Origin of the sequence: Stenotrophomonas rhizophila (genome assembly GCF_000661955.1) — a bacterium.
GTDB lineage: Bacteria > Pseudomonadota > Gammaproteobacteria > Xanthomonadales > Xanthomonadaceae > Stenotrophomonas > Stenotrophomonas rhizophila.
In genome coordinates this window covers 761,107-784,854 of the sequence record NZ_CP007597.1, presented here as the reverse complement: position 1 = coordinate 784,854, position 23,748 = coordinate 761,107, and the positions used below count along the sequence as shown (strand labels likewise).

At 67.7% G+C, this 23,748-nt stretch carries 26 protein-coding genes; 11 read left to right on the top strand and 15 right to left on the bottom strand.

The genetic code is table 11. The annotated features are described in order from the left end of the window. Positions 1–7: 7 nt before the first annotated feature. Positions 8–1,561 carry an MFS transporter gene (locus DX03_RS03320; RefSeq protein WP_038686311.1) on the bottom strand — a complete coding sequence of 518 codons (1,554 nt, stop codon included), beginning with the start codon at positions 1,559–1,561 and terminating at the stop codon, positions 8–10. 181 nt (positions 1,562–1,742) lie between these two features. Next, positions 1,743–2,651, bottom strand: a complete 909-nt coding sequence (locus DX03_RS03315) for a LysR family transcriptional regulator (RefSeq protein WP_038686309.1) — start codon at positions 2,649–2,651, stop codon at positions 1,743–1,745. Positions 2,652–2,799: 148 nt separating this feature from the next. Here DX03_RS03315 and DX03_RS03310 point away from each other — a divergent pair, with 148 nt between their 5' ends. Both DX03_RS03310 and DX03_RS03305 read left to right on the top strand, forming a co-directional pair. After that, the gene (locus DX03_RS03310; protein ID WP_038686308.1) at positions 2,800–3,246 is read left to right on the top strand and encodes a universal stress protein; all 447 of its coding nucleotides are present in this window, start codon (positions 2,800–2,802) and stop codon (positions 3,244–3,246) included. 36 nt (positions 3,247–3,282) lie between these two features. Further along, positions 3,283–3,741, top strand: coding sequence for a hypothetical protein (locus DX03_RS03305; protein WP_244880175.1), 459 nt, complete (start codon positions 3,283–3,285; stop codon positions 3,739–3,741). A 20-nt stretch (positions 3,742–3,761) separates the two neighbouring features. On the opposite strand, the gene DX03_RS03300 is transcribed toward DX03_RS03305, so the two are convergent. Next, positions 3,762–5,204 (bottom strand): GGDEF domain-containing protein, encoded by a 1,443-nt coding sequence (locus DX03_RS03300; protein ID WP_051598731.1) that lies wholly within the window; start codon positions 5,202–5,204, stop codon positions 3,762–3,764. Between the two features lie 187 nt (positions 5,205–5,391). Between DX03_RS03300 and DX03_RS03295 the strand changes: the two genes are divergently transcribed. The 3 genes from DX03_RS03295 (at position 5,392) to DX03_RS03285 (ending at position 8,037) form a co-directional block, all read left to right on the top strand. Beyond that, on the top strand, positions 5,392–6,357 hold the full coding sequence (locus tag DX03_RS03295; protein WP_038686304.1) for a L,D-transpeptidase family protein: 966 nt from the start codon (positions 5,392–5,394) through the stop codon (positions 6,355–6,357). Between the two features lie 4 nt (positions 6,358–6,361). Beyond that, positions 6,362–7,054 carry a M23 family metallopeptidase gene (locus tag DX03_RS03290; protein WP_038686302.1) on the top strand — a complete coding sequence of 231 codons (693 nt, stop codon included), beginning with the start codon at positions 6,362–6,364 and terminating at the stop codon, positions 7,052–7,054. Between the two features lie 122 nt (positions 7,055–7,176). Continuing rightward, a complete protein-coding gene (locus DX03_RS03285; RefSeq protein WP_038686301.1) occupies positions 7,177–8,037 on the top strand; it encodes a PA4780 family RIO1-like protein kinase in 861 nt (286 codons plus the stop codon). Positions 8,038–8,157: 120 nt separating this feature from the next. Here DX03_RS03285 and fghA read toward each other — a convergent pair whose 3' ends face one another. Genes fghA through DX03_RS03265 form a run of 4 tightly spaced genes read right to left on the bottom strand, consistent with a single transcriptional unit; the run spans position 8,158 to position 10,806 of the window. Continuing rightward, positions 8,158–8,988 (bottom strand): S-formylglutathione hydrolase, encoded by an 831-nt coding sequence (fghA, locus tag DX03_RS03280; protein WP_038686298.1) that lies wholly within the window; start codon positions 8,986–8,988, stop codon positions 8,158–8,160. Between the two features lie 10 nt (positions 8,989–8,998). After that, entirely contained in the window at positions 8,999–9,358 is a 360-nt protein-coding gene (locus tag DX03_RS03275; protein ID WP_038686297.1) for a YqcC family protein, read from the bottom strand. A gap of 7 nt (positions 9,359–9,365) precedes the next feature. Next, entirely contained in the window at positions 9,366–10,475 is a 1,110-nt protein-coding gene (locus tag DX03_RS03270) for an S-(hydroxymethyl)glutathione dehydrogenase/class III alcohol dehydrogenase (protein WP_038686296.1), read from the bottom strand. Positions 10,476–10,530: 55 nt separating this feature from the next. Beyond that, positions 10,531–10,806, bottom strand: coding sequence for a metal/formaldehyde-sensitive transcriptional repressor (locus DX03_RS03265; protein ID WP_038691827.1), 276 nt, complete (start codon positions 10,804–10,806; stop codon positions 10,531–10,533). Positions 10,807–10,928: 122 nt separating this feature from the next. Between DX03_RS03265 and DX03_RS20355 the strand changes: the two genes are divergently transcribed. Continuing rightward, the gene (locus DX03_RS20355) at positions 10,929–11,486 is read left to right on the top strand and encodes a DUF4240 domain-containing protein (RefSeq protein ID WP_051598730.1); all 558 of its coding nucleotides are present in this window, start codon (positions 10,929–10,931) and stop codon (positions 11,484–11,486) included. Positions 11,487–11,498: 12 nt separating this feature from the next. On the opposite strand, the gene DX03_RS03255 is transcribed toward DX03_RS20355, so the two are convergent. From DX03_RS03255 to DX03_RS03245, 3 genes are all read right to left on the bottom strand, one after another. After that, positions 11,499–12,485, bottom strand: coding sequence for an alpha/beta hydrolase family protein (locus DX03_RS03255; RefSeq protein WP_038686294.1), 987 nt, complete (start codon positions 12,483–12,485; stop codon positions 11,499–11,501). Between the two features lie 19 nt (positions 12,486–12,504). Then, positions 12,505–13,224: a hypothetical protein gene (locus DX03_RS21380; RefSeq protein ID WP_244880174.1), complete on the bottom strand. Its 720-nt coding sequence runs from the start codon at positions 13,222–13,224 to the stop codon at positions 12,505–12,507. A gap of 80 nt (positions 13,225–13,304) precedes the next feature. Then, entirely contained in the window at positions 13,305–14,213 is a 909-nt protein-coding gene (locus DX03_RS03245) for a LysR family transcriptional regulator (protein WP_038686292.1), read from the bottom strand. Positions 14,214–14,340: 127 nt separating this feature from the next. On the opposite strand from DX03_RS03245, the gene DX03_RS03240 reads away from it, so the two are divergent. Both DX03_RS03240 and DX03_RS20540 read left to right on the top strand, forming a co-directional pair. Beyond that, positions 14,341–15,444, top strand: a complete 1,104-nt coding sequence (locus tag DX03_RS03240; RefSeq protein WP_038686290.1) for an alkene reductase — start codon at positions 14,341–14,343, stop codon at positions 15,442–15,444. Between the two features lie 144 nt (positions 15,445–15,588). Then, a protein-coding gene (locus DX03_RS20540; protein WP_425598280.1) for an IS3 family transposase occupies positions 15,589–16,934 on the top strand; the annotation gives its coding sequence in 2 pieces (ribosomal slippage) (positions 15,589–16,042 and positions 16,042–16,934; 1,347 coding nt in all). A 109-nt stretch (positions 16,935–17,043) separates the two neighbouring features. On the opposite strand, the gene DX03_RS03225 is transcribed toward DX03_RS20540, so the two are convergent. From DX03_RS03225 to DX03_RS03215, 4 genes are read right to left on the bottom strand one after another with little or no spacing between them, the layout of a single operon-like run. Continuing rightward, positions 17,044–17,256 (bottom strand): hypothetical protein, encoded by a 213-nt coding sequence (locus DX03_RS03225; protein ID WP_185753454.1) that lies wholly within the window; start codon positions 17,254–17,256, stop codon positions 17,044–17,046. Between the two features lie 8 nt (positions 17,257–17,264). Then, the gene (locus tag DX03_RS03220; RefSeq protein ID WP_038686282.1) at positions 17,265–17,930 is read right to left on the bottom strand and encodes an SMI1/KNR4 family protein; all 666 of its coding nucleotides are present in this window, start codon (positions 17,928–17,930) and stop codon (positions 17,265–17,267) included. A 31-nt stretch (positions 17,931–17,961) separates the two neighbouring features. Continuing rightward, on the bottom strand, positions 17,962–18,114 hold the full coding sequence (locus DX03_RS21055; protein WP_185753453.1) for a hypothetical protein: 153 nt from the start codon (positions 18,112–18,114) through the stop codon (positions 17,962–17,964). Positions 18,115–18,151: 37 nt separating this feature from the next. Further along, positions 18,152–19,045, bottom strand: coding sequence for a LysR family transcriptional regulator (locus tag DX03_RS03215; protein ID WP_038686281.1), 894 nt, complete (start codon positions 19,043–19,045; stop codon positions 18,152–18,154). A 106-nt stretch (positions 19,046–19,151) separates the two neighbouring features. Here DX03_RS03215 and DX03_RS03210 point away from each other — a divergent pair, with 106 nt between their 5' ends. After that, entirely contained in the window at positions 19,152–20,210 is a 1,059-nt protein-coding gene (locus tag DX03_RS03210; RefSeq protein WP_038686279.1) for an NAD(P)-dependent alcohol dehydrogenase, read from the top strand. Positions 20,211–20,622: 412 nt separating this feature from the next. Here the strand turns inward: DX03_RS03210 and DX03_RS03205 are convergent, their stop codons facing one another. Next, entirely contained in the window at positions 20,623–21,987 is a 1,365-nt protein-coding gene (locus DX03_RS03205) for a glutamate--cysteine ligase (RefSeq protein WP_038686277.1), read from the bottom strand. A 201-nt stretch (positions 21,988–22,188) separates the two neighbouring features. Between DX03_RS03205 and DX03_RS03200 the strand changes: the two genes are divergently transcribed. Further along, a complete protein-coding gene (locus DX03_RS03200; RefSeq protein ID WP_038686275.1) occupies positions 22,189–22,887 on the top strand; it encodes a VIT1/CCC1 transporter family protein in 699 nt (232 codons plus the stop codon). Continuing rightward, a complete protein-coding gene (locus tag DX03_RS03195) occupies positions 22,887–23,717 on the top strand; it encodes a helix-turn-helix transcriptional regulator (RefSeq protein WP_038686273.1) in 831 nt (276 codons plus the stop codon). The genes DX03_RS03200 and DX03_RS03195 overlap by 1 nt, the downstream gene beginning before the upstream one ends. Positions 23,718–23,748: the final 31 nt, after the last annotated feature.

The following is a 23,748-nucleotide window of genomic DNA, read 5'->3' as shown; positions in this document are numbered from 1 at the left end:
CTGGAATTCAAGCCACGGCGCGTGGCGGGAAGATGCGGGTGGGCAGCCATGGAATCAGCGCGATCAACGCGACGGCGACCACGGCAACCAGCAGGTAGAGATCGGCGGCGGTGAGTGCGACCACCTGCGCATGCAGGCGCGCGCCCAGCGACGGCGAGGCGGCAGCGTCCAGCCACGGCGCGTTGCCCAGGCGGTCCACCAGCACGGTGGAATGCAGGTGGTTGCGCGCGGTGGTCACCGCCTCAAGCACGCCCCCGGCCAGCACCGCGGCAAAGCCCTTGACCGTGTTGAACCAGGCCGATGCGAACGGGCCATCGGCCGGCGCCAGGCTGCCGGTGGCCAGCAGCAACAGCGGCAGCACCGCCATCGGCTGGGCAAGAATCTGCACCAGTTGCAGCAGCACGAAGTTGTCGCGGTTCCAGTCGGTGCCCAGGTGGCTGCCCAGCCAACAGGCCAGCGCCAGCAACGCCAGCCCGGTCGCCTGCACCCAGCGGCAGTCCACCCGGCGCTGGTTGAGCAGCGTGGCCACCAACGGCAGTGCCAGCAGCTGTGGAATGGCCACCCACAGCATCAGCGGCGCGGTCTGCAGCGGCCGGTAGCCCTGCACCTGGGCCAGGAAGCTGGACGGAATCAGGATCACCGCCAGCAGCACGAACAGCACCCCGCCCAGGGTGATCAGCGCGTAGCTGAGGTTGCGGTTGGCCAGCAGCTGCAGCTTGAAGAACGGCAGCGGGTGCGACCATTCGTTGTAGAAAAACAGCACGAGCAGGCCACTGCCGCCGCCGAGCAGCGTGCAGATCAGCGGCGAGGCGAACCAGTCCAGCCGTGGCCCCTGCACCAGGCCCAGCACCAGCATCACCAGCGCCGGCAGGCCCAACGCCAGGCCCAACCCGTTGAACTGTGCAAAGCGTTCCAGCCGCAGCGGATCCTGCGGCAGGCCCCAGCCGACCATGGCGATGGCCGCGACGCACCACGGCACGATCTGCCAGAAGGCCCAGTGCCAGCCCACGTATTCCACCCACAGCGCCGCCATCGGCGTGCCCAGGCTGGGCCCGAACGTGGCGGTGAGGGCATAGCCGGCCAGCCCGTACAACTTGATGCCCGGCGGCAGGAAGCGCAGCGCCACGCTCATCAGCAGCGGCGGCAACGCGCCACCGGCCAGGCCCTGCAGCGCGCGCAGGATCAGGAAAGAAGGCAGGTCCGGCGCCAGCGGGCAGAGCACGCCCAGCAGCATGAACGCACCGATCATGCACATCGCAAAGCGACGCAGCGAGAACGTCACCGCACACCACGGCGCGAACGCCATCGCGCTGACCGACATCGCCGTGTACACCGCCACGATCCAGCTGCCCGCATCGACGCTGAAACCCATCGCACCGCGAATGTCGGCCAGCGCGACCTTGGTGACGTTTTCGTTGATGCCCGAGATCAGCACCGCCAGCAGCACGCCGCACAGGCCGACCGCCAGGCGCGGGCTCAGCACGGCCTGCGGCGGCGACGCCGGGGCGGCAGGTGCGGCAGGTGCAGCGGCGGCCGGCACGGGTGCGCTCAGCGCATTCATCGCGCACCGCCGCTAACGGCACAGTGCACGGCATACAGCAGGAACATGGCAACCACTCCACGACGGGGAGCGGCAGTCTAGGCAGTGCGCATGCTGCGAAAAATGCTGTGCCGGCCAATCCTGGAATGCGTCACGCGCACGTCTCGCGCGTCACCCTGCACGCCCGGCCCGCGTCCCCAACTCAAGCCAGGCCTGACTGTGCGTCACACAGGGCTTTGATGCTGCGGCGCAGCCAACGATGCGCCAGATCGCTGTCCAGGCGTGGGTGCCATGCCTGCACCACAACGGCGGTGCTGACCGGAATCGGCAGCTCGAACAGGCGCAGCGGCACCCCCAGACGTTCCAGCCGCCCCAGCATCACGCTCGGCATCTGCGGCAGGATCAGGTCCGAATCGGCCGCGGCGAAGATCGCCGAATGGAAGGTGGGCATGATCTGCGCCACCCGGCGCTGCAGGCCCTGCGTGGTCAGGTAATCGTCGATCGGCCCATGCGCGCGCCCGCGCCGCGACACCGCGATGTGGTCGTAGGCGACGAACCGCTGCACGGTGATCTCGTCGGCGAACAGCGGGTGGTCCTCGCGCGCGGCCCCGAAGAAGGAGGTACTGAACAGGTTCTGCACCTTGGTGTCGGCACCGTGCTTGCCGGCGGTGCTGATGTGCAGGTCGATGCGGCCCTGCTGCATGGCATCGTCATCGCCGTCGCCTTCGGGCACGAAGCGCAGCACTGCGCGCGGTGCCTGGGACTGGAACAACTCGCGCATGCGGCCGCCGTAGGTACCCACGAACACATCGTTGGCGCGGATGCTGAAGGTGCGCTCCAGGGTCAGCATGTCGACCTCGCGGCCGGCGTTGAACACCAGGTGCGCCTGTTCGATCACCTCGCGCACCTGCTCGCGCAGTTGCAGCGCGCGCGGGGTGGGCGCCAGCCCCCGGCCCGAGCGCACCAGCACCGGGTCGCCCACCGCCTCGCGGATGCGCCCCAGGGTGCGGCTCATCGCCGGCGCGCTCAGGTTCATCCGCCGCGCAGCGCCGACCACGCTGCCCTCCTCGATCAGCACGTCCAAGGCAAGCAGCAGGTTCAGGTCAGGCATGGCGGTGGCACACAGGGGGGATGGCAGTCACTTTACGGCATGCCAATTCGAGGATTCATGCGTTTGGCGCAATCCATGCCTGCGGCGCACGGCATGGGTGCGCGCGGTGCTTTGCGCGACCATCCCCGTCCCCCTTGCGAGATGCCGCATGTTCACCTCCATCCTGGTCGCCATCGACGGCGGCCCCCAGCACGCCCAGGTGCTGGCACTGGCCGGGTCGCTGGCCACCCCGCACACCCGCCTGCACCTGCTGTGCGTACTGGACCCGGCCTTTGCGCTGGCCGACGATGCCCCGCGCGCCGATCGCACCGAGTACGCGGCCGCCGACGCCCAGCGCCAGCAGGCCGTGCACCTGCTGACCACCGCGCTGGACCAGCTGCGCGAGCGCGGCATCGATGGCGTGGCCAGCCACCCGGCCGGGGAACCGGCCCAGGTCCTGTGCGATTACGCCCGCGAGCACGACTGCGACCTGATTGTCATCGGCCACCGGCATCTTTCCCGGATGGAGCGCTTGTTTGAACGCTCCGTCGGCCAATGGACCATCGACCACGCCCCGTGCCCGGTGCTGGTCGAGGTCCGCGACGCCGGTCCCTGACCCCCTCGCAGGCCGCCCATGCCCTATCGCACCCCCATGTCCCCCACCCGCGTCAGCTACCAGTCGATCGGCAGGCGATGCAATGCCGTCGAGCAACGCCTGCTGTGCGCGCTGCGCCGCGTGGCCGACCCCGCGACCCGCGATGATGCCGTCGCATTGCTGGGCGGCCTTGGCCTGGATGCCGACGGCGTCGGCGCCTTCACTGCGTTGGTGCCACTGCTGCGCACCGGCCACGCGCCGATCGAACTGCTGCAACCCGGCTCGCCGTTCATCGGCGCCACCGAACTGGACCTGCTGGCCTGCGTACGCCGACTCTCGCAATGGCGCCATCCGCGCCCGCGTGCACACCACGACGGCGATGCCATGGTGGCGCTGCGCGACCAGTTGGCCCAGTGCGCCCACGCCGCACGCCAAGCCGACCTTGGCCTGCGCCTGACCACGCTGTCACCGGTGGGCCTGCGCCTGCTCGATCCGGCTGCCTGGGTACGCAGCTGACTGTCGTGCGGGATACGGATCTACGGTTGAGCGTGCGCCTCGGGCAGCCGACCTTCCACCACGCGATTGCGGCCGGCGCGCTTGGCCTCGTACAACGCGGCATCGGTAGCGGCCAGCAACGCGATGGGGTCGGCCGAGGTTACCTGCGCCACGTGCGCCATCCCGATGCTGATGGTGACACCCACGCTGCCGATCGGATCGGCGGTGGCCAGCCGCAACCGCTCCACCGCCAGGCGCATGGTCTCGGCCAGGGCCAGCGCGCCGTCGCGGGTGGTACCTGACACCACCACCGCAAACTCCTCGCCGCCGTAGCGGGCCACCACGTCGGTGCCACGGGTAGCGCATCCGGACAGCGCGGTGGCCACGGCACGCAGGCAGGCGTCGCCCAGCGGGTGGCCGAAGCGGTCGTTGAATTCCTTGAAATGATCGATGTCCACCATCAGCAACGCCATGCCCTGGCCGCTGCGTCGCGCGCGGCTCCACTCCGCCTGCAGCACCTGATCGAACTGGCGGCGGTTGGCCACACCGGTCAGTGCATCCACCCGCGCCAGCACGTTCAACTGATCCTGGCGTTCCATCGCGCGCACCTGCATCACCACCCCGCGCAGGCCCGATCCCAGCGTGGCCAGCGCGAAGCCGACCACGGCCAGGTGCGGGTGTGCCTCCACCATCAAGGCCGACACCACCAGCAAGGCCGCCGGCAGGATCAACGGGCTGCCGGCACGCACCGCCAGGGCCAGGCGTCGCCGCGCGTCCATGGCCACCGCGTCGCCACGGCGCAGCGCCAGGCAAGCCAACAGCAGGAACGGAATGTCGATGATCAGATCGGTCAGGCCACCGTAACTGGCCTCGGTGGCGACATGGTTGATGTAGGCTGCCACGCCCATGTACACCCAGGCGAAGGCGGTCAGGGCGCGGAAGAAGATGCGCCGCGATGCGTCCTCGCTGGCCAGGTAGCGCACCAGCGCGAAGGCGGCGATGAACAGGTTTTCGATGTCGAACATCAGGCGCAGGCTGTTGATGCCCTGCTCGGGGGCATCGCTCATCGTGGCGAACGAGAAGGTGTGCACGAAGAACAGATAGCCCAGCAGCAGGGCCAGCGCGCCGTCGATGACCACCAGGTACCACGGCTCGTAACGCGGATGGGCCATCGCAAACGTCAACGGCACCCCGTACAGCACGTACAACAGCATGCTCACCCCGGGGGTTGCATCGGGCGTGCCCAGGCCGATTTCCTGGTACATGTTCAGCGCCATGCCACCGACCCACAGCAGCATGCCGGCGCTCAAGGCCAGCCACCCCACCCGCGCCTGGCTGTGCAGCATCCGCCACAGACAAGCCAGGGCGGCCAACACCGGCGCACCGATCAGGAACGAGAACGACACCGCCTGCGCATGGCCCGGCAACAGCACCAGGGCCAATCCGTGGCACACGATGTACAACGCCGCCAACACAGCTGCCATGCCATCCCCGCCCGGATGCGATGTGGACCCACGATACCGCCTTTGCCCTGCACCCGGTGCAGCCGCGCGCGCCACTTCACGGCGCCTGCACGCGCTCGCCGCTGCGCTCAGCTGCGCGTCAGCGTTTTCACAACAGCCGTGCACACCGCTGCGGCATGGTGCAGGTGAGCCCGCCCTGGAGTAGTCAATGCCGTTGCGTCCCACTGCCACCGTTTCGCTGCTGGTGCTGGCCCTTGCCAGCGCTACGCCCGCATTTGCCCAGCAACCGGCTGCCCTGCCCGCACCGGTTGCCGAAAGCAGCACACCCGCCACCGGCCCGCGTTCGGACCTGCACGCGCAGGTGCTGCTGGATCGCGCGCATTTCTCGCCCGGCCAGATCGACGGGCTGACCGGCTCCAACCAGAAGCGCGCGGTGGCCGGCTTCCAGGCCGCACGTGGACTAAAAGTGACCGGCGAGCTGGATGACGCCACCTGGCAGGCGCTGCAGCCGGACGCAACCCCGGTGCTGGCGCGCTACACGCTCACTGCCGAGGATGTGGCCGGCCCGTTCGCGCCCATTCCGAAGAAACCGGCCGAGCAGGCCAAACTGAAGGCGCTTGGCTACGCATCGGTGGACGAGGCGCTGGGCGAACGCTTCCACGCCGCGCCCGAACTGCTGCGCGCGCTCAACCCCGGCGTGGACCTGGCCAAGGCCGGCAGCGAGATCCAGGTACCCAACATCGCACAGGCGGCGTTGCCGAAGGCAGCCAAGCTGGTGATCGACAAGTCCGATTCCACGCTGCGCCTGTACGACGCGCAGGGCAAGGTGTACGCACAGTTCCCGGTGTCCTCGGGCAGCAAGCACGACCCGCTGCCGATCGGTAAGTGGAAGATCCTGGGCATCTCGCGCGACCCCACGTTCCACTACAACCCCAAGCTGTTCTGGGATGCCAGCAAGAAGGAAAGCAAGGCGCTGTTGCCGCCGGGCCCGAACAACCCGGTGGGCCGGGTCTGGATCGATATTTCCAAGCCGCATTACGGCCTGCACGGGACGCCCGAGCCGGGCCACGTGGGCAAGACCGAATCGCACGGCTGCGTGCGCATGACCAACTGGGACGCGCTGCAGGTGGCCGACGCGGTGGATGCGTCGGTGCCGGTGGTGATGCAGGAGTGACCGCATGAAACTGACCAAGCTGCTGGCACTGGGACTGGTGGTCGGGATCGCCGGCTGGTGGTGGCTGGGCCCGGTGGTGAACGGCCCGCGCGCGGATGCGGACGCCACGGCTGCGGTCCCGGTGCCGCCCCCGGCTGATCCGGCGGCGCTGGCCGCCCCGACCCGGGCGGCGCCAGCGGCGATGGCCAGCAGTGCGGCACCGGCAGCGCCGCTGACGCTTGCTCCGGCTGCGGCACCGGCCCGCCCGGCAGACGGCAGCGCGCTGGTGCTGCCGGTGCAGGGCATCACCGCCGCCCAGCTGCAGGACACCTTCACCGACGCCCGCAGCGAAGGCCGCGTGCACGATGCCATCGACATTCTGGCGCCGGCCGGCACCCCCGTGCTGGCGGTGGCCGATGGCACCATCGAGAAGCTGTTCAACAGCGATCGCGGCGGGCTGACGGTGTACCAGTTCGAGCCCGGTGGGCGGTATTGCTACTACTACGCCCACCTTGAGCGCTATGCCGACGGCCTGGCCGAGAAGCAGACCGTCACCCGCGGCCAGGTCATCGGCTACGTCGGCAGCACCGGCAATGCCAGTCCGGCCGCCCCGCACCTGCACTTCGAGATCCATACCCTGGGCCCGGAAAAGCACTGGTGGGAGGGCGCCTCGCTGAATCCCTACCCGGTGCTGCGCGGCGAGCAGCGGCTGCCCTGAGCCCGCCCGGCGGTGCGGCGGCCCGCTTGAACAGCCGCCGATGGCCGGCCCGCCCCGAAGATGCGAAAATCCCTCCCCCTTTCAGGCTGGCGCATTGGCGCCGGCCGCATACCCGAGATTCCGTGAAGACCCCCCAAGGCTTGCAGGCGCTGATCGACGACGGCGTGATCGATGAAGTGTTGCGCCCGCTCAAGAGCGGCAAGGAAGCGGCCGTGTACGTGGTCCGCAGCGGTGACGACGTGCGCTGTGCCAAGGTCTACAAGGACATGGCCCAACGCAGCTTCCAGCAGCGCGTGCAGTACCAGGAAGGCCGCAAGGTGCGCGGCAGCCGTGAAGCGCGTGCGGTAGGCAAGGCCAGCAAGTACGGTCGCAAGCAGCAGGAAACGGCCTGGAAGAACACCGAGGTGGACGCGCTGTACCAGCTGCGCGACGCCGGTGTGCGCGTGCCCGAACCGCATGGCTACTACCACGGCGTGCTGGTGATGGAGCTGGTGACCGATGCCGACGGCTTTTCCGCCGCGCGCCTGGGCGAAGTTGAGCTGGAGGCCGACCAGGCCCGCGACTTCCACCAGACCCTGGTCCGCCAGGTGGTGCGCATGCTGTGCTGCGGGCTGATCCATGGCGATCTGTCGCCGTACAACGTGCTGGTGGGGCCGGATGGCCCGGTGGTGATCGACTTCCCGCAGGTGGTCAGCGCCGGCGGCAACAATGCCGCGCGCAGCATGCTGCTGCGTGACGTCAACAACCTCACCGCCTACCTGGGGCGTTTCGCGCCGGAGCTGCTGGACAGCTGGTACGGCGAGGAGATGTGGGCGTTGTTCGAGGCCGGCGACCTGCTGCCCGACAGCCCGCTCACCGGCACCTTCGTGCACGACGAAACCACCATCGACCTGGACAGCGTGCGCCACGCCATCAACGATGCGCGCGAAGAAGCGTTGATCCGCCAGCAGGGTCGCGAGGCCGCGGAAGAAGACGAGGATTGAGGCGGCGGTAGAGCCACCCCATGGGTGGCTGTTCCTTGTTCCGGTATCGCGTGCAGCCGACCAACGGTCGGCTCTACCCTTCCGTCACCGCGTGCAGCCGACCAACGGTCGGCTCTACGATCAGGCGTGCAGCGCCTTGGCGTGGTGCGCGATGTGGTCGCCGATGAACGTGCTGATGAAGTAGTAGCTGTGGTCGTACCCCGGCTGCAGGCGCAGCTGCAGCGGGTGGCCTGCGGCGGTGCAGGCGGCCTGCAGCCACTGCGGCTGCAGCTGGGTGTCCAGGAATTCATCACCACCGCCTTGGTCCACCAGCAGCGGCAGCTTTTCTTCGGCGGTGGCCACCAGTTCGCTGGCGTCCCACGCCGCCCAGCCGCTGCGGTCTTCGCCCAGGTACGCGGTGAACGCCTTCTGGCCCCACGGCACGCGGGTGGGTGCCACGATCGGCGAGAACGCCGACACGCTGCGGTAGCGGCCGGGGTTCTTCAGCGCGATCACCAACGCACCGTGGCCGCCCATCGAATGCCCGCTGATGCTGCGCGCACCGCTTGCCGGCAGATGCGCTTCCACCAGCGCCGGCAGTTCGTCCACGATGTAGTCGTACATGCGGTAGTGCGCCGCCCACGGCTGTTCGGTGGCATTGAGGTAGAAGCCCGCGCCCTTGCCCAGGTCGTAGCCCTCGGCGTCGGCCACGTCGTCACCGCGCGGGCTGGTGTCCGGCGCTACCAGAATGACCCCATGCTCGGCCGCATAGCGCTGCGCGCCCGCCTTGGTGATGAAGTTCTGCTCGGTGCAGGTCAGCCCGCTCAGCCAGTACAGCACCGGCAGTGTCTGCGTGGCCGCTTGCGGCGGCAGGTACACCGCCACCTTCATCTCGCAACCCAGCACCGCCGAGCGGTGCTGGTACACGTCCTGCCAACCGCCGAAGGCGGCGCGATGTTCGATGCGTTCCATGGAAGTTCCTTCAGGGGCGGTCGCGCGCAGGCGCGCCGCCGGTGTTGATGTCATGGTCGAGCTGCGCAAGCAGCTGCAGCAAGGGCTCGCATTCGTCCTGACCATCCAGGTTGCGCCGCGCCGCCACCGCAACCTGGCTCTGCGGCGGCCATTGCCCGTCGCGGCGTGCTTCGTGCAGGCGCGGCAGGAACACCTGCACCAGCCACTGTTCGAAGGGCATCTCGTCGATGCCGAACGGTGAATCGACGTGACGCGGCGCGCCGACCGGCCCCTGCAACCAGCCGAGCGCGCGCAACGCCTGCTCGATCTGGTCGACCAGCGCATCACGCAGCGGCACGGCCGGACGCTTCCAGAAGTCGGTCAGTCCCATGGGCCGCTCAGTAATGCACCACCGAGCGGATCGACTTGCCTTCGTGCATCAGCTCGAAGGCCTCGTTGATCTGCTCCAGGTCCATGGTGTGGGTGACGAACGGCGCCAGTTCGATGTCGCCCTTCATGGCGTCTTCGACCATGCCCGGCAGCTGGCTGCGGCCCTTCACGCCGCCGAAGGCGGTGCCCTTCCACGAGCGGCCGGTGACCAGCTGGAACGGACGGGTCGAGATTTCCTGACCCGAGCCGGCCACGCCGATGATCACCGACTGGCCCCAGCCACGGTGCGCGCATTCCAGTGCCGCACGCATCACGTTGACGTTGCCGATGCACTCGAAGGTGTGGTCCACGCCCCAGGTGGTCATCTCCACGATCACCTGCTGGATCGGCTTGTCGAAGTCCTTCGGGTTGACGCAGTCAGTGGCACCGAACTGCTTGGCCAGGTCGAACTTGGACGGGTTGGTGTCGATGGCGAAGATGCGGCCGGCCTTGGCCTGGCGCGCGCCCTGGATCACCGCCAGGCCGATGCCACCCAGCCCGAACACCGCCACCGAATCGCCTTCCTGCACCTTGGCGGTGTTGTGCACCGCGCCGATGCCGGTGGTGACGCCGCAGCCCAGCAGGCACACGTGTTCCGGGTTCGCCTCGGGGTTGATCCTGGCCAGCGAGACCTCGGCCACCACGGTGTACTCGCTGAAGGTCGAGCAGCCCATGTAGTGGTAGATCGGCTCGCCGTTGTAGCTGAAGCGGGTGGTGCCATCGGGCATCACGCCCTTGCCCTGGGTGGCGCGTACGGCCACGCACAGGTTGGTTTTGCCCGAGGTGCAGAACAGGCACTCACCGCATTCGGCGGTATACAGCGGAATGACGTGGTCGCCCGGCGCGACGCTGGTGACGCCCTCGCCCACTTCCACCACGATGCCGGCGCCTTCATGGCCCAGCACGGCCGGGAACAGGCCTTCCGGATCATCGCCGGACAGGGTGAACGCATCGGTATGGCAGACACCGGTATGGGTGATCTTGACCAGCACTTCGCCCTTCTTCGGCGGGGCGACGTCGATCTCGACGATCTTCAACGGCTGGCCGGGACCAAACGCTACAGCGGCACGGGATTTCATCGGGAACTCTCCAAGGCAAGGAACAAGACAGGTGCGCGCGCGGGTGTCCGCGCGCTTATTTCAGGTAGGAACGGATCAGCGCGCTCATGTCGCGCACACGCTCGGCGCGCTGCGCATCGGACTGCGCCGGCTGGCCGAATTCTTCACGCAGGTGGGCTTCCATCACTTCGGACATCAGCCCGTTGACCGCACCGCGGATCGCCGCGATCTGCTGCAGCACCGGCCCGCACTCGGCCCCGGCGTCCAGCGCCCGGTCCAGCGCATCGCACTGGCCGCGGATGCGGCGCACGCGGGCCAGGACCTTCTTCTTTTCTTCCGGGGAGTGCGGCACGGGCAAATGACCAGAGAACTATACTGGGGGATAGTATACACAACCGCTCGCGCGGGTCACTGCGCGGTTGCTTCGGCGCAGGCCATGGGCTAGAACGGTGCTCCCTCCCGTGAACCGCCCGCATGGACCGCCACGCATTCTGGACCCTCATCGAGCAGGCCCGGCAGGACGCCCCGTCGCCGGACGCCCTGCCCGCGCTGCTGACCCAGCGCCTGGCCGCACAGGACGCCGATGCCCTCCTGCGCTGGTGCGGGTATTTCCAGATTTACCATGCCCTGTCATACAAGAGCCGGTTGTGGGCGGCGGCCTACATCATCACCGACGGCTGCAGCGACGATGGCTTCGATTACTTCCGCGGCTGGCTGATCGGGCAGGGTCAGGCGTGCTTCCTGGCCGCCCTGCGCGACCCCGATTCCCTGGCCGCCCATCCGCTGGGCGCTACGCCGGCGGAGGGCGAAGGCATGCTTGCGGCGGGAGGCGCGGCCTGGTTTCAGCACCAGGGCATGGAGCCGGACCATGTCGCGCTGGGCGAGGCAATGCGCGCGCACGCGCCGAGTGCAGCCGACCACGCCGCGCTCATGGCCACGATCCATTACGCCGCCGATATCGATGCGCCGTGGGACGACGTTGATGGCGACGTGGAGGCGCTGGTGCCGCGGTTGGCGGCGCGGTTCGGCTGAGCCAGAAACCTCCTACCCTTCGCCGCCGTCCTCGACAGCGGGCGTGCCATGCAACCAGTCCAGCACGTCCCGGTGCAACTCAAGCGCCTGTGCCTCAGTGGGCGTACTCCACAGGCTGTGCCGCATGCCGGGCACCTCCACGTAGCGGAAGGTAACGCCCGCCCCCTGCATCGCCGTGGCCAGCTTACGTGCCGACGCCACCGGCACCGAGCCGTCGCGCTCACCGTGCACCACCAGCAACGGGGCACGCAGATCCCGCAGCACGTTGGCCTCCACCGCATCCAGGCGACCGGCCCAGACCGCGAAGGTGTTGGCCTCGCCCATCCAGTCCTTGCCGGGCACCGGCTCAGCGCGAATGGTGTCCATCCTGGCGCGCAGTTCCTGGCGGCAGGTGGTTGGCGTGCCGTTGGCTGCACACACCATGTCCTGCATCGATTCGGCCATCGGTGTCCCGCCGCCGAAGCCGATCAGCGCCACCGCCGTAGTCTGCGGCGCGTACGCGGCCAGCTGCGCGCCGATGCGCCCCCCATCGGAGAATCCCCAGATCCACAGCGCGCCGTTCCACCACGGTGCGTGGCGGTGCAGATACTGCAACGCACGCAGGTGATCGATAACGCGTTGATCCAGGGTGTAGTGCTGGCGGAACGCGTCGCTGCAGCGGAACTCCGGGCCGATGTCGATGCCACCGTCGGCAGTGCGCGGCGGGACGACGGTGCCGGGCTTTTCGATCACGGCAAAGGCGAAAGGATGCGGGCCGTCCACCTGCTGCTGAAGCCACGCCACGCTGTCGTTGAGCGTGGACGGAATGCACAGCGAGCCATCGATGAAGACCAGCAACGGCACCTTTCCCGCCGACGCAGGCCGGTGCACCTGTACATCCAGAAGGGTTCCGTCCACGCGGGGTACGCTCAGCTGCTCATGCAGCGGCGACGCGCTTGCCGCGCCCAGGCACAGCACGCCGACAATTGCCCAGGTGACACGATGAATCGCGTTGATCATGGTGCATCCATTGGCGGTGTCATTCCGCTGCGAACGTCAGCGCGCGCCGCGCACGGAGCGGCGTTTGCGTGCGCGCGGCGTCGGGCGGAAACAGGCTGATGTAACCGGCAGCGATCGCCCGGTCACGCAGGCGCGTGCCCACGCCCTCGGCCGCGACGATGGCCACATGGGTGACGCGCCCCTGCGGGTCCACGTCCATCTGCCATTCCACCCGTCCCACCCAATCCGCGGGCGAAATGTCCGCGTCGTAGTTGGGGCGGCCGTACACATAGGCGATGGCGGGGTCGCGCATGTACGGTGAATCATCCAGCGTGCGATCCACCCGCACGGTAGCGCTGGCATGGCGTCCATCGCCCAGCCACGTGTCCACCGTCCACTGCCCGGGCGCGCCGTCGTGGCCCAGCTCTGCGGGGAAACACTGCTTGCGGCCGCGATAGTCGGCATGGGTGCTGCGGGACACCTCCATGCCAGCCCCGTCGCGGATCGCCAGGGTCAGGCCCTGCACATCGGTATCGTGCGCATTCGCCGCGACGCACACCTGGTGCACCGGACCACCTTCCAGAACGAACTGCCGCGTCTGTTGCCGTGCCAACGCCCCCACCGGTGTCCTGGCCCACAGAAATTCGATGTAGATGGCCTCGGTACTTGCGGCCTGGCTGGCCTGCGCCGCCGGGCTTGCCAGCAGCAGTATCGGCAGCCCGCACCGGATCGTGCTCATCACTGCGTGTGCGCCGCGCATCTCCACTCCCGTCCGTGGTTGGTGGCATTGATGATGGCCTGCTTGGCACGGCACTGACAACCGATGCCTACCGGCCCGGCTCAGTCGAACGCACCGGCATCGGCCAGTGTCGCCAGCGCATCCACCACGTAGCGCACCTTCGGGCGCAGGTGCCGGGTCTGCGGCCATAGCGCGTGGATCTCCACATGGTGCTGCATGCAGTGGCCCAGCACCTGCTGCAACGCGCCCGTCTGCAGGTGCCCCTTCACCAGGAAGTGCGGCATCTGGCAGATGCCCAAGCCGGCGATGGCCGCCTCGATCACGGCATCGCCATCGTTGAGCTGGTGGGTGCCGCTGGGAATGAAGCGCGCTTGCCCCGCGTCTTCTCCGATCCGCCACGCCACCGGCTGGCCGTACCGATAGCCGACGATGCTGCGATGCGCATGCAGGTCGTCCACGGTGGCGGGCGTGCCGTGCCTGTCCAGGTAGGCCGGCGACGCGCAGGTGATCAGCTGCTGGGTGCCCAGCCGTCGCGCAACCAGGTGCTGGGCCTGGTCCAGCCCACCGAAGCGGATCAACAGGTCGATGCCTTCTTCGACCGGGTCCACGAAGTGGTCGGTGAACGTCATGGTGAGCTGCAGTTCGGGGTGTTCGGCACAGATGCGCAGCAGCACCGGCAGGATCATCAGCCGCCCGAACGAGGACGGCATGTCAATGCGCAGGCGGCCTGCCGGCAGGTGCGAGGCCGAGCCCAGGCATGCCTCGGCCGAGGCGATCTCTTCCAGCGCGGTGGCGCAGGAGGCGAAGTAGGCCTGGCCATCGGCGGTGAGCGAAATGCGCCGCGTGGTGCGATGGAACAGCCGCACGCCCAGGCGCTCCTCCAGCCGCGCGATCGCCTTGCCCACCGCCGAGCGCGAGATGCCCAGGGTCTCGGCCGCTTCGGTGAACGTGGCCGAGCGCGCCGTGGTGACGAAGGTGACCAGCCCGTTCAACGATTCCACTGGCAGCATCACCGCGCTCCATTGGGGACACAATGTCCCACTTGCTGGGAAATTGAAGTCCTTTATGCACCTCCAGGTCAACCCTATCTTGAAGGGGTCGCGCCGCTGGCGCCCCCTTCCCCACGAGTTCCGCCTTATGACCGCCCTGCTCTTCCAGCCCTACGACCTCGCCGGCACCCCCCTGCGCAACCGCATCGCGATGGCGCCGATGACCCGCGCACGCAACCCCGGCACCGTGGCCAACGCCCTCACCGCGCAGTACTACCGGCAGCGCGCCAGTGCCGGGCTGATCATCAGCGAAGGCACCCCGGTGTCGCCGCAGGGCCAGGGCTACATCGACGTGCCGGGCATGTGGTCGGCCGAACAGGTGGACGGCTGGAAGCCGGTCACCGCTGCCGTGCATGCCGAACGGGGCGTCATCTTCGCCCAGCTCTGGCACGTCGGCCGCATGTCCCACGCCTCACTGCAGCCCGACGGCGGCCAGCCGGTCAGCGCGGGCACCCGCCCGGTGGCCAGCGACCCGAAGAGCAGCGCTTTCGTGTACCGCGAGGACGGCAGCCGTGGGCAGGCCGATCCGACCCCGCCGCGTGCCCTGCGCACCGACGAGCTGCCCGGCATCGTCGACGACTTCGCGCGCGCGGCCGACAACGCGATCGCCGCCGGTTTCGACGGCATCGAACTGCACGCGGCCAACGGCTACCTGTTCGAACAGTTCCTCAACCCGGTCACCAATGACCGCACCGACGGCTACGGCGGCACGCTGCAGAACCGCGCGCGCCTGATCCTGGAGACCGTCGACGCGATGGTCGCGCGGATCGGGGCGCACCGCGTGGGCGTGCGGCTGGCACCGAACAACCTGCAGTTCGACATGCCCGAGTACGTTGGCAACGAAGCGGCGTATCTGTACCTGGCGCAGGAACTGGGCAAGCGCGGCCTGGCCTACGTGCACCTCAACGACAACCATGCACGGGGCGTGTCGGTCCTGAGCGAGGCGTTCCTGCGCACGTTCAAGCAGAGCTACGGCGGTACCCTGATCCTGGCGGGCAGCCTCACCCGCGAGCGCGCGCTGCGACTGGTGGACGAGGGCATCATCGATCTGGCGGCGTTCGGCCAGCCGTTCATCGCCAACCCGGACCTGGTGGCGCGGCTGGAGCGCGACGTCGCGCTGGCGGTGCCGGATCGGGGCACGTATTACGGCGGTGGTGCGGAGGGGTATACCGATTACCCGGTTGCCGGCTGATCATGGGGCCGGCGCGGGCGTGGTGATTCCGTGGGTGCGTGCAGCCACCCGCGGGGTGGCTCTACCTGTGCCCCGCCGGCGGTAGAGCCACGCCATTGAACTGACCCCCGGAAGTTGGACACCCATTCAATAGCCGGGGTGTTCATGACGAAGTACGACAGGTGTTTCAAACTCAAAGTCGCCCGGGAGGGTGCCGCAGGCACCCTCCCGGTGAGGGCTGTAGCCGCGCGGCATGGGCTGGATCCATCAATGGTCCATCGGTGGATCGCTGCTTACCGCCACCATGGACAGGACAGCTTCCTGATCGATGCTGGGCGCTACACCGACCAGTTCAAGGTGTCGGTTCTGGCGCGGATGAGCCGTGATGGCCTTTCGGTACGTCAGGCCATGGCAATCTTCGGGATTGCTGGACCCGGCGTCATCCCCCGTTGGCAGCGGCAGTATGATTCGGGTGGTATCGGCGCACTGACGCCCACTCGTGATCGATTCCGAATGAGAAAAAAGCCCGCGACCTCCCAGCCTGCCAAGGATCTCACGCACGATCAGCTGCTCAAGGAGGTGGAGTATCTGCGCGCGGAGAATGCCTTCCTAAAAAAACTCGATGCCTTGATCCAGGAAGAGCAGGCGGCCAAGCGCGCATTACAGCGCAAGCCGTCCAAGGATTGAGGCAGCATCACCGACTGTCGCTTTTGCTCAAAGCGGCAGCGCTATCTCGCAGCACGTTCTATTACCAGACTCAGGCCATCTCCCGGCCTGACCATCAGGCCGGGTTGAAGCGCCGCATCAAGGCAATCTACCGTCGCCATGAAGGCCTATATGGCTACCGACGCATTGCCGATGAACTGCGCCAGGCCGGCGAGCTGATCAATCGCAAGGTCGTCCAACGTCTGATGGGGTTGATGGGCCTCAAATCGGTGGTGCGGGTGAAAAAGTACACCTCATACCGCGGCGCGGTGGGCGCGGTTGCCCCGAACACCCTTCAACGCGAATTTCATGCTTCACGTCCTAATCAAAAGTGGGTTACCGACGTCACGGAGTTCAGGGTGGGCGGGAAAAAGCTCTATCTGTCGCCGATCATGGACTTGTACAACGGCGAAATCGTGGCCTACCAGACAAACACACGCCCATTGCTGGATATGGTCACAGCCATGCTCGGCAAGGCCTTCTTGCGACTGAAGTCCGGTGAAAAGCCACTTCTTCACTCAGATCAGGGTTGGCAGTACCAGCACCGGACATATCAGCACCTGCTGAAAAAACAGGCCGTCACGCAGAGCATGTCGCGCAAGGGCAATTGCCTGGACAATGCCGCCATGGAGAGCTTCTTTGGCACCCTGAAATCGGAATTCTTCCATCTCAAGCGCTTCACCAGCATTGACCAGCTCAAACGCGGACTGGACCACTACATCCGGTACTACAATCACCAGCGCATCAAGCTCAAACTGAATGGCCAGAGCCCGGTTCAATTCCGGATCCAAGCCTTCGGTACCTAGATCCCACTGTCCAACTTTGTGGGGTCAGTTCACATGCGTGGCTGGCTTTTCGACGTCGGCGCTGCGTGCAGCCACCCATGGGGTGGCTCTACCGTCCGCCCGCGCGGGGTCATCGCAACATCAGGCCCCGCCATGGGTTGGGTACGTCGCCCATGAGGGCCACCACCGCTGCATCGAGTTGCCCGGTGGCGGCCAAGGTGGCCACCGGGTGCGCACGCAGGTGCGGCGGCAACGGCGCCGGCATCCGTCCGGCATCCAACGCCAGCAGATGGTCGGCCAGCTGGCGGAAGTCCGCGTCGCTGAGTGCGGCAGGCCCGGGCATGGCCGCCGTCATGCCTGCACGTAAGGAATGCGCTCGTTGATGCGCGCGAAGCCGATCACCTGGCGGATCAGTGCATCGGCCTGGTCTTCGTGCAGTGCGCCATCGGCGATGGCGTCGGTTTGCCCGAACCACGTTTCCAGTGCCTGCACCTGGTCGGCACGCAGCCACGCGCGGTGCGTGCCCAGCCAACGCTGCAGGTTGTCGGCCAACGCGCCGTCGTCCAGCAGCGAATCCTCCAGGTCCAGCACCGACTCCACCATCTTGCGGAACAGGAAGTCCTGGTAGTTCGCGGCCAGCAGGTCGGCGCGGTCGTCGTCGTGCCAGACCAGCAGCACCGGCGGTTCGGCAAAGCCGGGTGCGTTGGTCCAGAAACAGTACACATCGCCGGCACCGGTTTCGGCAAACGGCAGCAACTGCATGTCCGCCCGCAGCGGGTTGTAGTGGTCGGCGGCAGTCAGGTCCGACCACGCCTCGTGCAGCCGCTCGCGCGCGATCGGCTCGTAGTCGTAGGCATACAGCAGCACCGGCGGTGCGGCCTGCAGCGCCGGAAACACGACCTTGAACCACTCCGGGTGCGGGCCACCAAAGCCCAGCCGATCCTCGGCGTCCAGCTGCCGGTAGAGCGGCGGGAAGGCTTGGCCGGTGGCCTGTTCGATATCGGAAAGCGTGTGCATGCAGGATCCATGAAGCCGAAGAGAGGCGCGCTCAGCGCGCGGTGTAACGATAGACCACGCTGGACGAAGAAGGGCGTGCAATCGACTGCCCGGACACGGCGACCACCGGCAGCGCATAGCTGCCATCGCGCATCACACCGACATGCTCGACGCGCGCATGGCCTGCCCGCCGCGACGCCAGCATGGCGTGCAGGCGTGGCTCAATGCACGCGCCTGCGCGGCTAGGCGGTGGTGTCGCGCACCATGTCCACGAATGCGCGCAGCGCCGACGACATCTGCCGTTGCCGCGGGTAATACAGCACGAAGCCGGGGAACGGTTCACTCCAGTCTTCCAGCACCGCCACCAGGCGGCCATCGTCCAGGTACGGGCGCGCGGAGTCTTCCAGCACGTAGGCCAGGCCAAGGCCGTCGAGCACGGCCTGCAGGATGGTGTGCTGGTCGCCCAGGGTGAGCCGGCCGGGTACGTCCACCTCCAGCTCCTGGCCGTCGCGTTCGAACTGCCACTTGTACAGATGGCCGCTGGCGAAACGGAAGCGCACGCACTCATGCTGCGCCAGTTCGTGCGGATGCGCTGGAATGCCGCGGCGCTGCAGGTAGGACGGCGCGCCCACGATCAGGCCGCGCAACGGCGGGCCCAACGGCACCGCCACCATGTCTTCGGGCACCGACTCGTGCAGGCGCACGCCGGCATCGAATCCCTTGGCGACGATATCCACCAGGCCATCGTCCTGCGCCAGTTCGATGCGCACGTCGGGGTGGGCCTGCAGGAACCGCGCCAGGCGCGGGCCGAGCTGGGTCTGCACGGCGGCGCGAGTGGCGTTGATACGCAGCAGGCCGGCCGGGGCGGCGCGGAAGTGATTCATTTCCTCCAGCGCGTCATGCACCTGATCCAGGGCCGGCTGCAGCCGTTCGAGCAGGCGCTGGCCGGCCTCGGTGAGGGCCACGCTGCGGGTGGTGCGATGGAACAGGCCCACCCCCAGCCGTTCTTCCAGCGCGCGGATCGCATAGCTCACCGCCGAGGTGGACAGGGCCAGCTCGGCGCCCGCCTTGCGGAAGCTGCGGTGGCGGGCCACGGCGGCGAAGGCGGCCAGATGGGTCAGATTGTCAGTGGCCATGATTATCCCGTTTTACTTGATGAATCATGCCGATATCCTGACTGTTTGTGCACGGGATCGGGGCGTATTGTAAAGCGCCTTTCTACAAACCTGCCAAGGATTCCCCATGTCCCTCGCCCATGGTTATGCGGTGCACGACCAGACCGCCCCGCTGGTGCCGTTCTCCTTCGAACGTCGCCCGGCCGGTCCCGATGACGTCCGCATCGAGATTCTCTTCAGCGGCATCTGCCACTCCGATCTGCACCAGGCCCGCGACGATTGGGGCGGCGCGATGTTCCCGATGGTGCCCGGCCACGAGATCATCGGCCGCGTGACCGAGGTCGGTGCCAATGTCACCCGCTTCAAGGTTGGCGACTTCGCCGGCGTCGGCTGCATGGTCGATTCGTGCCGCCACTGCGCGGCCTGCGATGAAGATCTGGAGCAGTACTGCGAGAAGGGTGCCACCTACACCTACAACAGCACCGAGCGTGATGGCGGCCAGCCGACCTTCGGCGGTTACTCCGACCACATCGTGGTCGAGCAGCGCTTCGTGGTGAAGGTGTCCGAAAAGCTGGACCTGAAGGCCGCTGCACCGCTGCTGTGCGCCGGCATCACCACCTATTCGCCGCTGCGCCATTGGAAGGTCGGCCCCGGCCAGAAGGTCGGCGTGATCGGCCTGGGCGGCCTGGGCCACATGGGCGTGAAGTTCGCCAAGGCGATGGGCGCCACGGTGGTGATGATCACCACCACTCCCGAAAAGGGCACCGATGCCAAGCGCCTGGGCGCCGATGAAGTGCTGGTCTCGCGTGATCCGGCGCAGATGAAGGCGCATGCCGGCAGCTTCGATTTCCTGCTCAACACGATCCCGGTGGGTCACGACACCAACCCGTACATGGCGTTGCTCAAGCGTGATGCCACCATGTGCCTGGTCGGCGTGCTGACCGAGCTGGATCCGCCGCCGACCGGCGTCAGCGTGATCTTCGGCCGCAAGCACATCACCGGTTCGGCGATTGGCGGCATGGCCGAAACGCAGGAAATGATGGACTTCTGTGCCGAGCACAACATCGTCAGCGATGTGGAAGTGATCGACATCAAGACCGTCAACGAAGCCTGGGAACGCATGGCGAAGAATGACGTGCGCTACCGCTTCGTGATCGACATGGCCACGCTGGAAAAAGCGGCCTGATCCTTCCGCACCGGCATGAAAAAACCCCGGTAATGCCGGGGTTTTTTTCAGCTGTACGCGTGTGGTCGGGCAGTCCAGGCGCCGCATGGATCCTGTTGTGTATTCGCCCGGGTCTGTCGCGAGCGTGAGGGCCCCGTAGCAGCCGGTAGACCCCTGGCGCAAATGTCCCCCGGCCGCGGGCGGCCTCCTCCTTTATTTTGCCCAGGAGCCTACCGGCTGCTACGGGGCTCGGCTTGCGGTAAGGAGGGGAAGCCAGTTTTTTCTGGCGCTGTCGGTGGGTCGGGCGCTGGGCGCCCATGCCCTTGGAGGCGAAATAAAGGAGGAGGGGGCCGCCGCGGGCCGACGCCGGAGGCGTCGCCGGAAAGGGCATGGGCGCCCAGTGCCCGACCCACCGACTACCGCTTTCGCCCACTCAGTACGCGAATTCCTTGAACACCGGATCGATGTTGCCGCCCCACTCGCCATGGAACAGCGCCAGCTTGCGATCGGCCGGGGTCAGCCCGGAATCGACGATCTCCTGCAGCACCTCCAGGAACTTGCTTTCGTCCTGGCCATCGGCGTTGCGCGCCGCACGGCGCTTGAGGCCCGCCACGGCGATCTTCAACGCTTCGCGCGAGAGGTCCAGAACGGTGCCGTTGCGGAACGGCAGCTTCAGCCCATGCCGCGGCACGCCATCGCGCAGGACATTGCGCTCGACCAGGCTGAAATCACGCACCAGGTCCCAGGCCGCATCCAGTGCGGCATCGTCGTACAGCAGGCCCACCCAGAACGCCGGCAATGCACACAGGCGGCTCCACGGGCCGGCATCGGCACCGCGCATTTCCAGGTACTTCTTCAAGCGCACTTCGGGGAAGGCGGTGGTCATGTGGTCCGACCAGTCGCGCAGCGTGGGCAACTGGCCCGGCAGCACCGGCAGCTTGCCGACCATGAAATCGCGGAAGCTTTGGCCGCTGGCATCGTGGTACTTGCCATCGCGGTAAGAGAAGTACATCGGCACGTCGAGCAGGTAGTCGACGTACCGCTCATAGCCGAAGCCGTCCTCGAACACGAAGTCGAGCATGCCGGTGCGGTCGTTGTCGGTGTCGGTCCAGATGTGCGAGCGGTAGCTCTGGTAGCCGTTCGGCGCGCCTTCGGTGAAGGGCGAATCGGCGAACAGCGCGGTGGCGATCGGCTGCAGCGCCAGCGACACGCGGAACTTCTTGACCATGTCCGCTTCGGTGGCGTAGTCCAGGTTGACCTGCACCGTGCAGGTGCGGGTCATCATGTCCAGGCCCAGCGTGCCGACCTTGGGCATGTACTCGCGCATGATCTTGTAGCGCCCCTTGGGCATCCACGGCATCGCGTCGCGGGTCCACTTGGGCTGGAAGCCCATGCCCAGGAAGCCCAGCTGCAGTTCGCCGGCCACCTGCGCCACTTCATTGAGGTGGGTGCCGGTTTCCACGCAGGTCTGGTGGATGGTCTCCACCGCCGCGCCGGACAGTTCCAGCTGGCCGGCCGGCTCCAGCGTCACCGAGGCGTTGTCGCGCAGCAGCGCGATGGTGCGGCCCTCTTCCTGCACCGGATCCCAGCCGAAGCGGGTCAGGCCGTTGAGCAGGGCTTCGATGCCGCGGTCGCCGTCGAAGGTGGGCGGGCGCAGGTCGTCCAGGCGGAAGCCGAACTTCTCGTGCTCGGTGCCGATGCGCCACTGCGCCTGGGGCTTTTCGCCGGAGGCCAACGTGGCGACCAGTTCATTTCGGTCGGTGATCGGCGTCTCGGCGACGTGGCTGGGGCTCGACAAGGGGAGGCTCGCAGTATTCTGGTCAGGGCGGGGATGTGGGGTTCCAGCCCCCGCATCGCAAGGGCGCACTATATCGTGGCGTCCCCCACCGTCGTGTCACCGTGACGGTTTTCAGCATCCTATAAAAAAGGGCTTGACCGGGCCGCAGCGCCGTTGCGACGCATTTCGCCCCGCGCGGCGGGCGCGCCCTACACTGCCCCCATGAGCCGATCCAGACATCCGGAAGTACATCGCTCCGACCGCGTGGGCTGGCTGCGGGCCGCCGTGCTGGGCGCCAATGACGGCATCGTCTCGGTGGCCGGGCTGCTGGTCGGCATTGCGGCCAGCGGGGCCAGTGCCACCACGATCCTGGCCACCGGCATCGCCGGCACCGTGGCCGGGGCCATGTCGATGGCGGCCGGCGAGTACGTGTCGGTGCAGTCGCAGGTCGATACCGAGCATGCCGACCTGGCGGTGGAGAAACGCGAGCTGCGCGAAGACCCGCACAGCGAGCTGGAAGAACTGGCGGCCATCTACCGGCATCGCGGCCTGACCCCTGAACTGGCCCAGCAGGTGGCGGTGCAATTGACCGCCCACGATGCCCTGGCCGCACATGCCCGCGACGAGCTGGGCATCACCGACGAACTGCGCGCCCGCCCGCTGCAGGCCGCGATGGCCTCGGCCGGTGCCTTCATCTGCGGCGCGGCGCTGCCGGTGCTGACCGCACTGCTGGCCCCGCATGCCTACGTTGCACAGGTCACCACCGCCGCCACCCTGGTCGGGCTGGGCCTGACCGGCGCGATGGCCGCGCGTGCCGGTGGCGCACCGCCCCTGCGCGGCGCGGTGCGGGTGATGTTCTGGGGCGCGCTGGCGATGGCGGCAGCGGCACTGATTGGCCAGTTGTTCGATACTGCGCGGTAATGAACGCCCTCCTGCACCCCGCCTCGCTGCTGGACGACATGGCCAGCCTGGCCACCTGCGCGCGCGCCGACGGCTATGCCTGCGTCACCGCGCGTCGCGAGCACGGCGCCTCCTCGGTGGACATCCCGCAGCCGCAGTTCGCGATCCTGCTGCAGGGGCGCAAGCAAGTGGCCTGCGGCACGCAGTCGCTCACGTTCGTGCCCGGCGACCTGTTCCTGATCACCCGCCGCTGCCGCATCGACGTGGTCAACATTCCCGATCCGCACAGCGGCGTGTACCTCAGTGCGATCGTGCCCCTGTGCAGCGAAGCGCTGGCCGCCGCGCGCGTGCTCTGGAACGAACCCCTGCCCGAGGCCGGTGACGCGCTGGCGCGGTTGTCGCTGGACGACCACGGCGACACGCTGCGGCAATGGCGCCATGCGCTGGAACACGCGCGCTACACCGAGGCCCGGCTCGCGCTGGCGGCGCTGGTGCTGGCATTCTGCCGGCGCGGCCACGGCAGCCTGCTGGTGCCGCCCGAGCCCAGCCTGGGCGAACGCATCCGCGACCTGATCGCCGCCCAGCCCGAACGCGACTGGCAATCGCGCGACTTCGAAGCGCAGCTGGGCCTGAGCGGTGCGACGCTGCGGCGGCGGTTGGCCAACGAGCAGGCCAGCGTGCGCGAGCTGATCGCCGATGCACGCCTGGCGCACGCGATGAACCTGCTGTACACCACCCGGCTGCCACTGAAGACCGTGGCCGCGCGCGTGGGCTACCGCTCGCTGGGCAGCTTCAACAAGCGCTTCGCCGCGCGCTACGGACTGGAACCGGCAGCAATCGGCAACAGCTGAAACGGCGAGCGGATCACGGCGCATTCTGAGC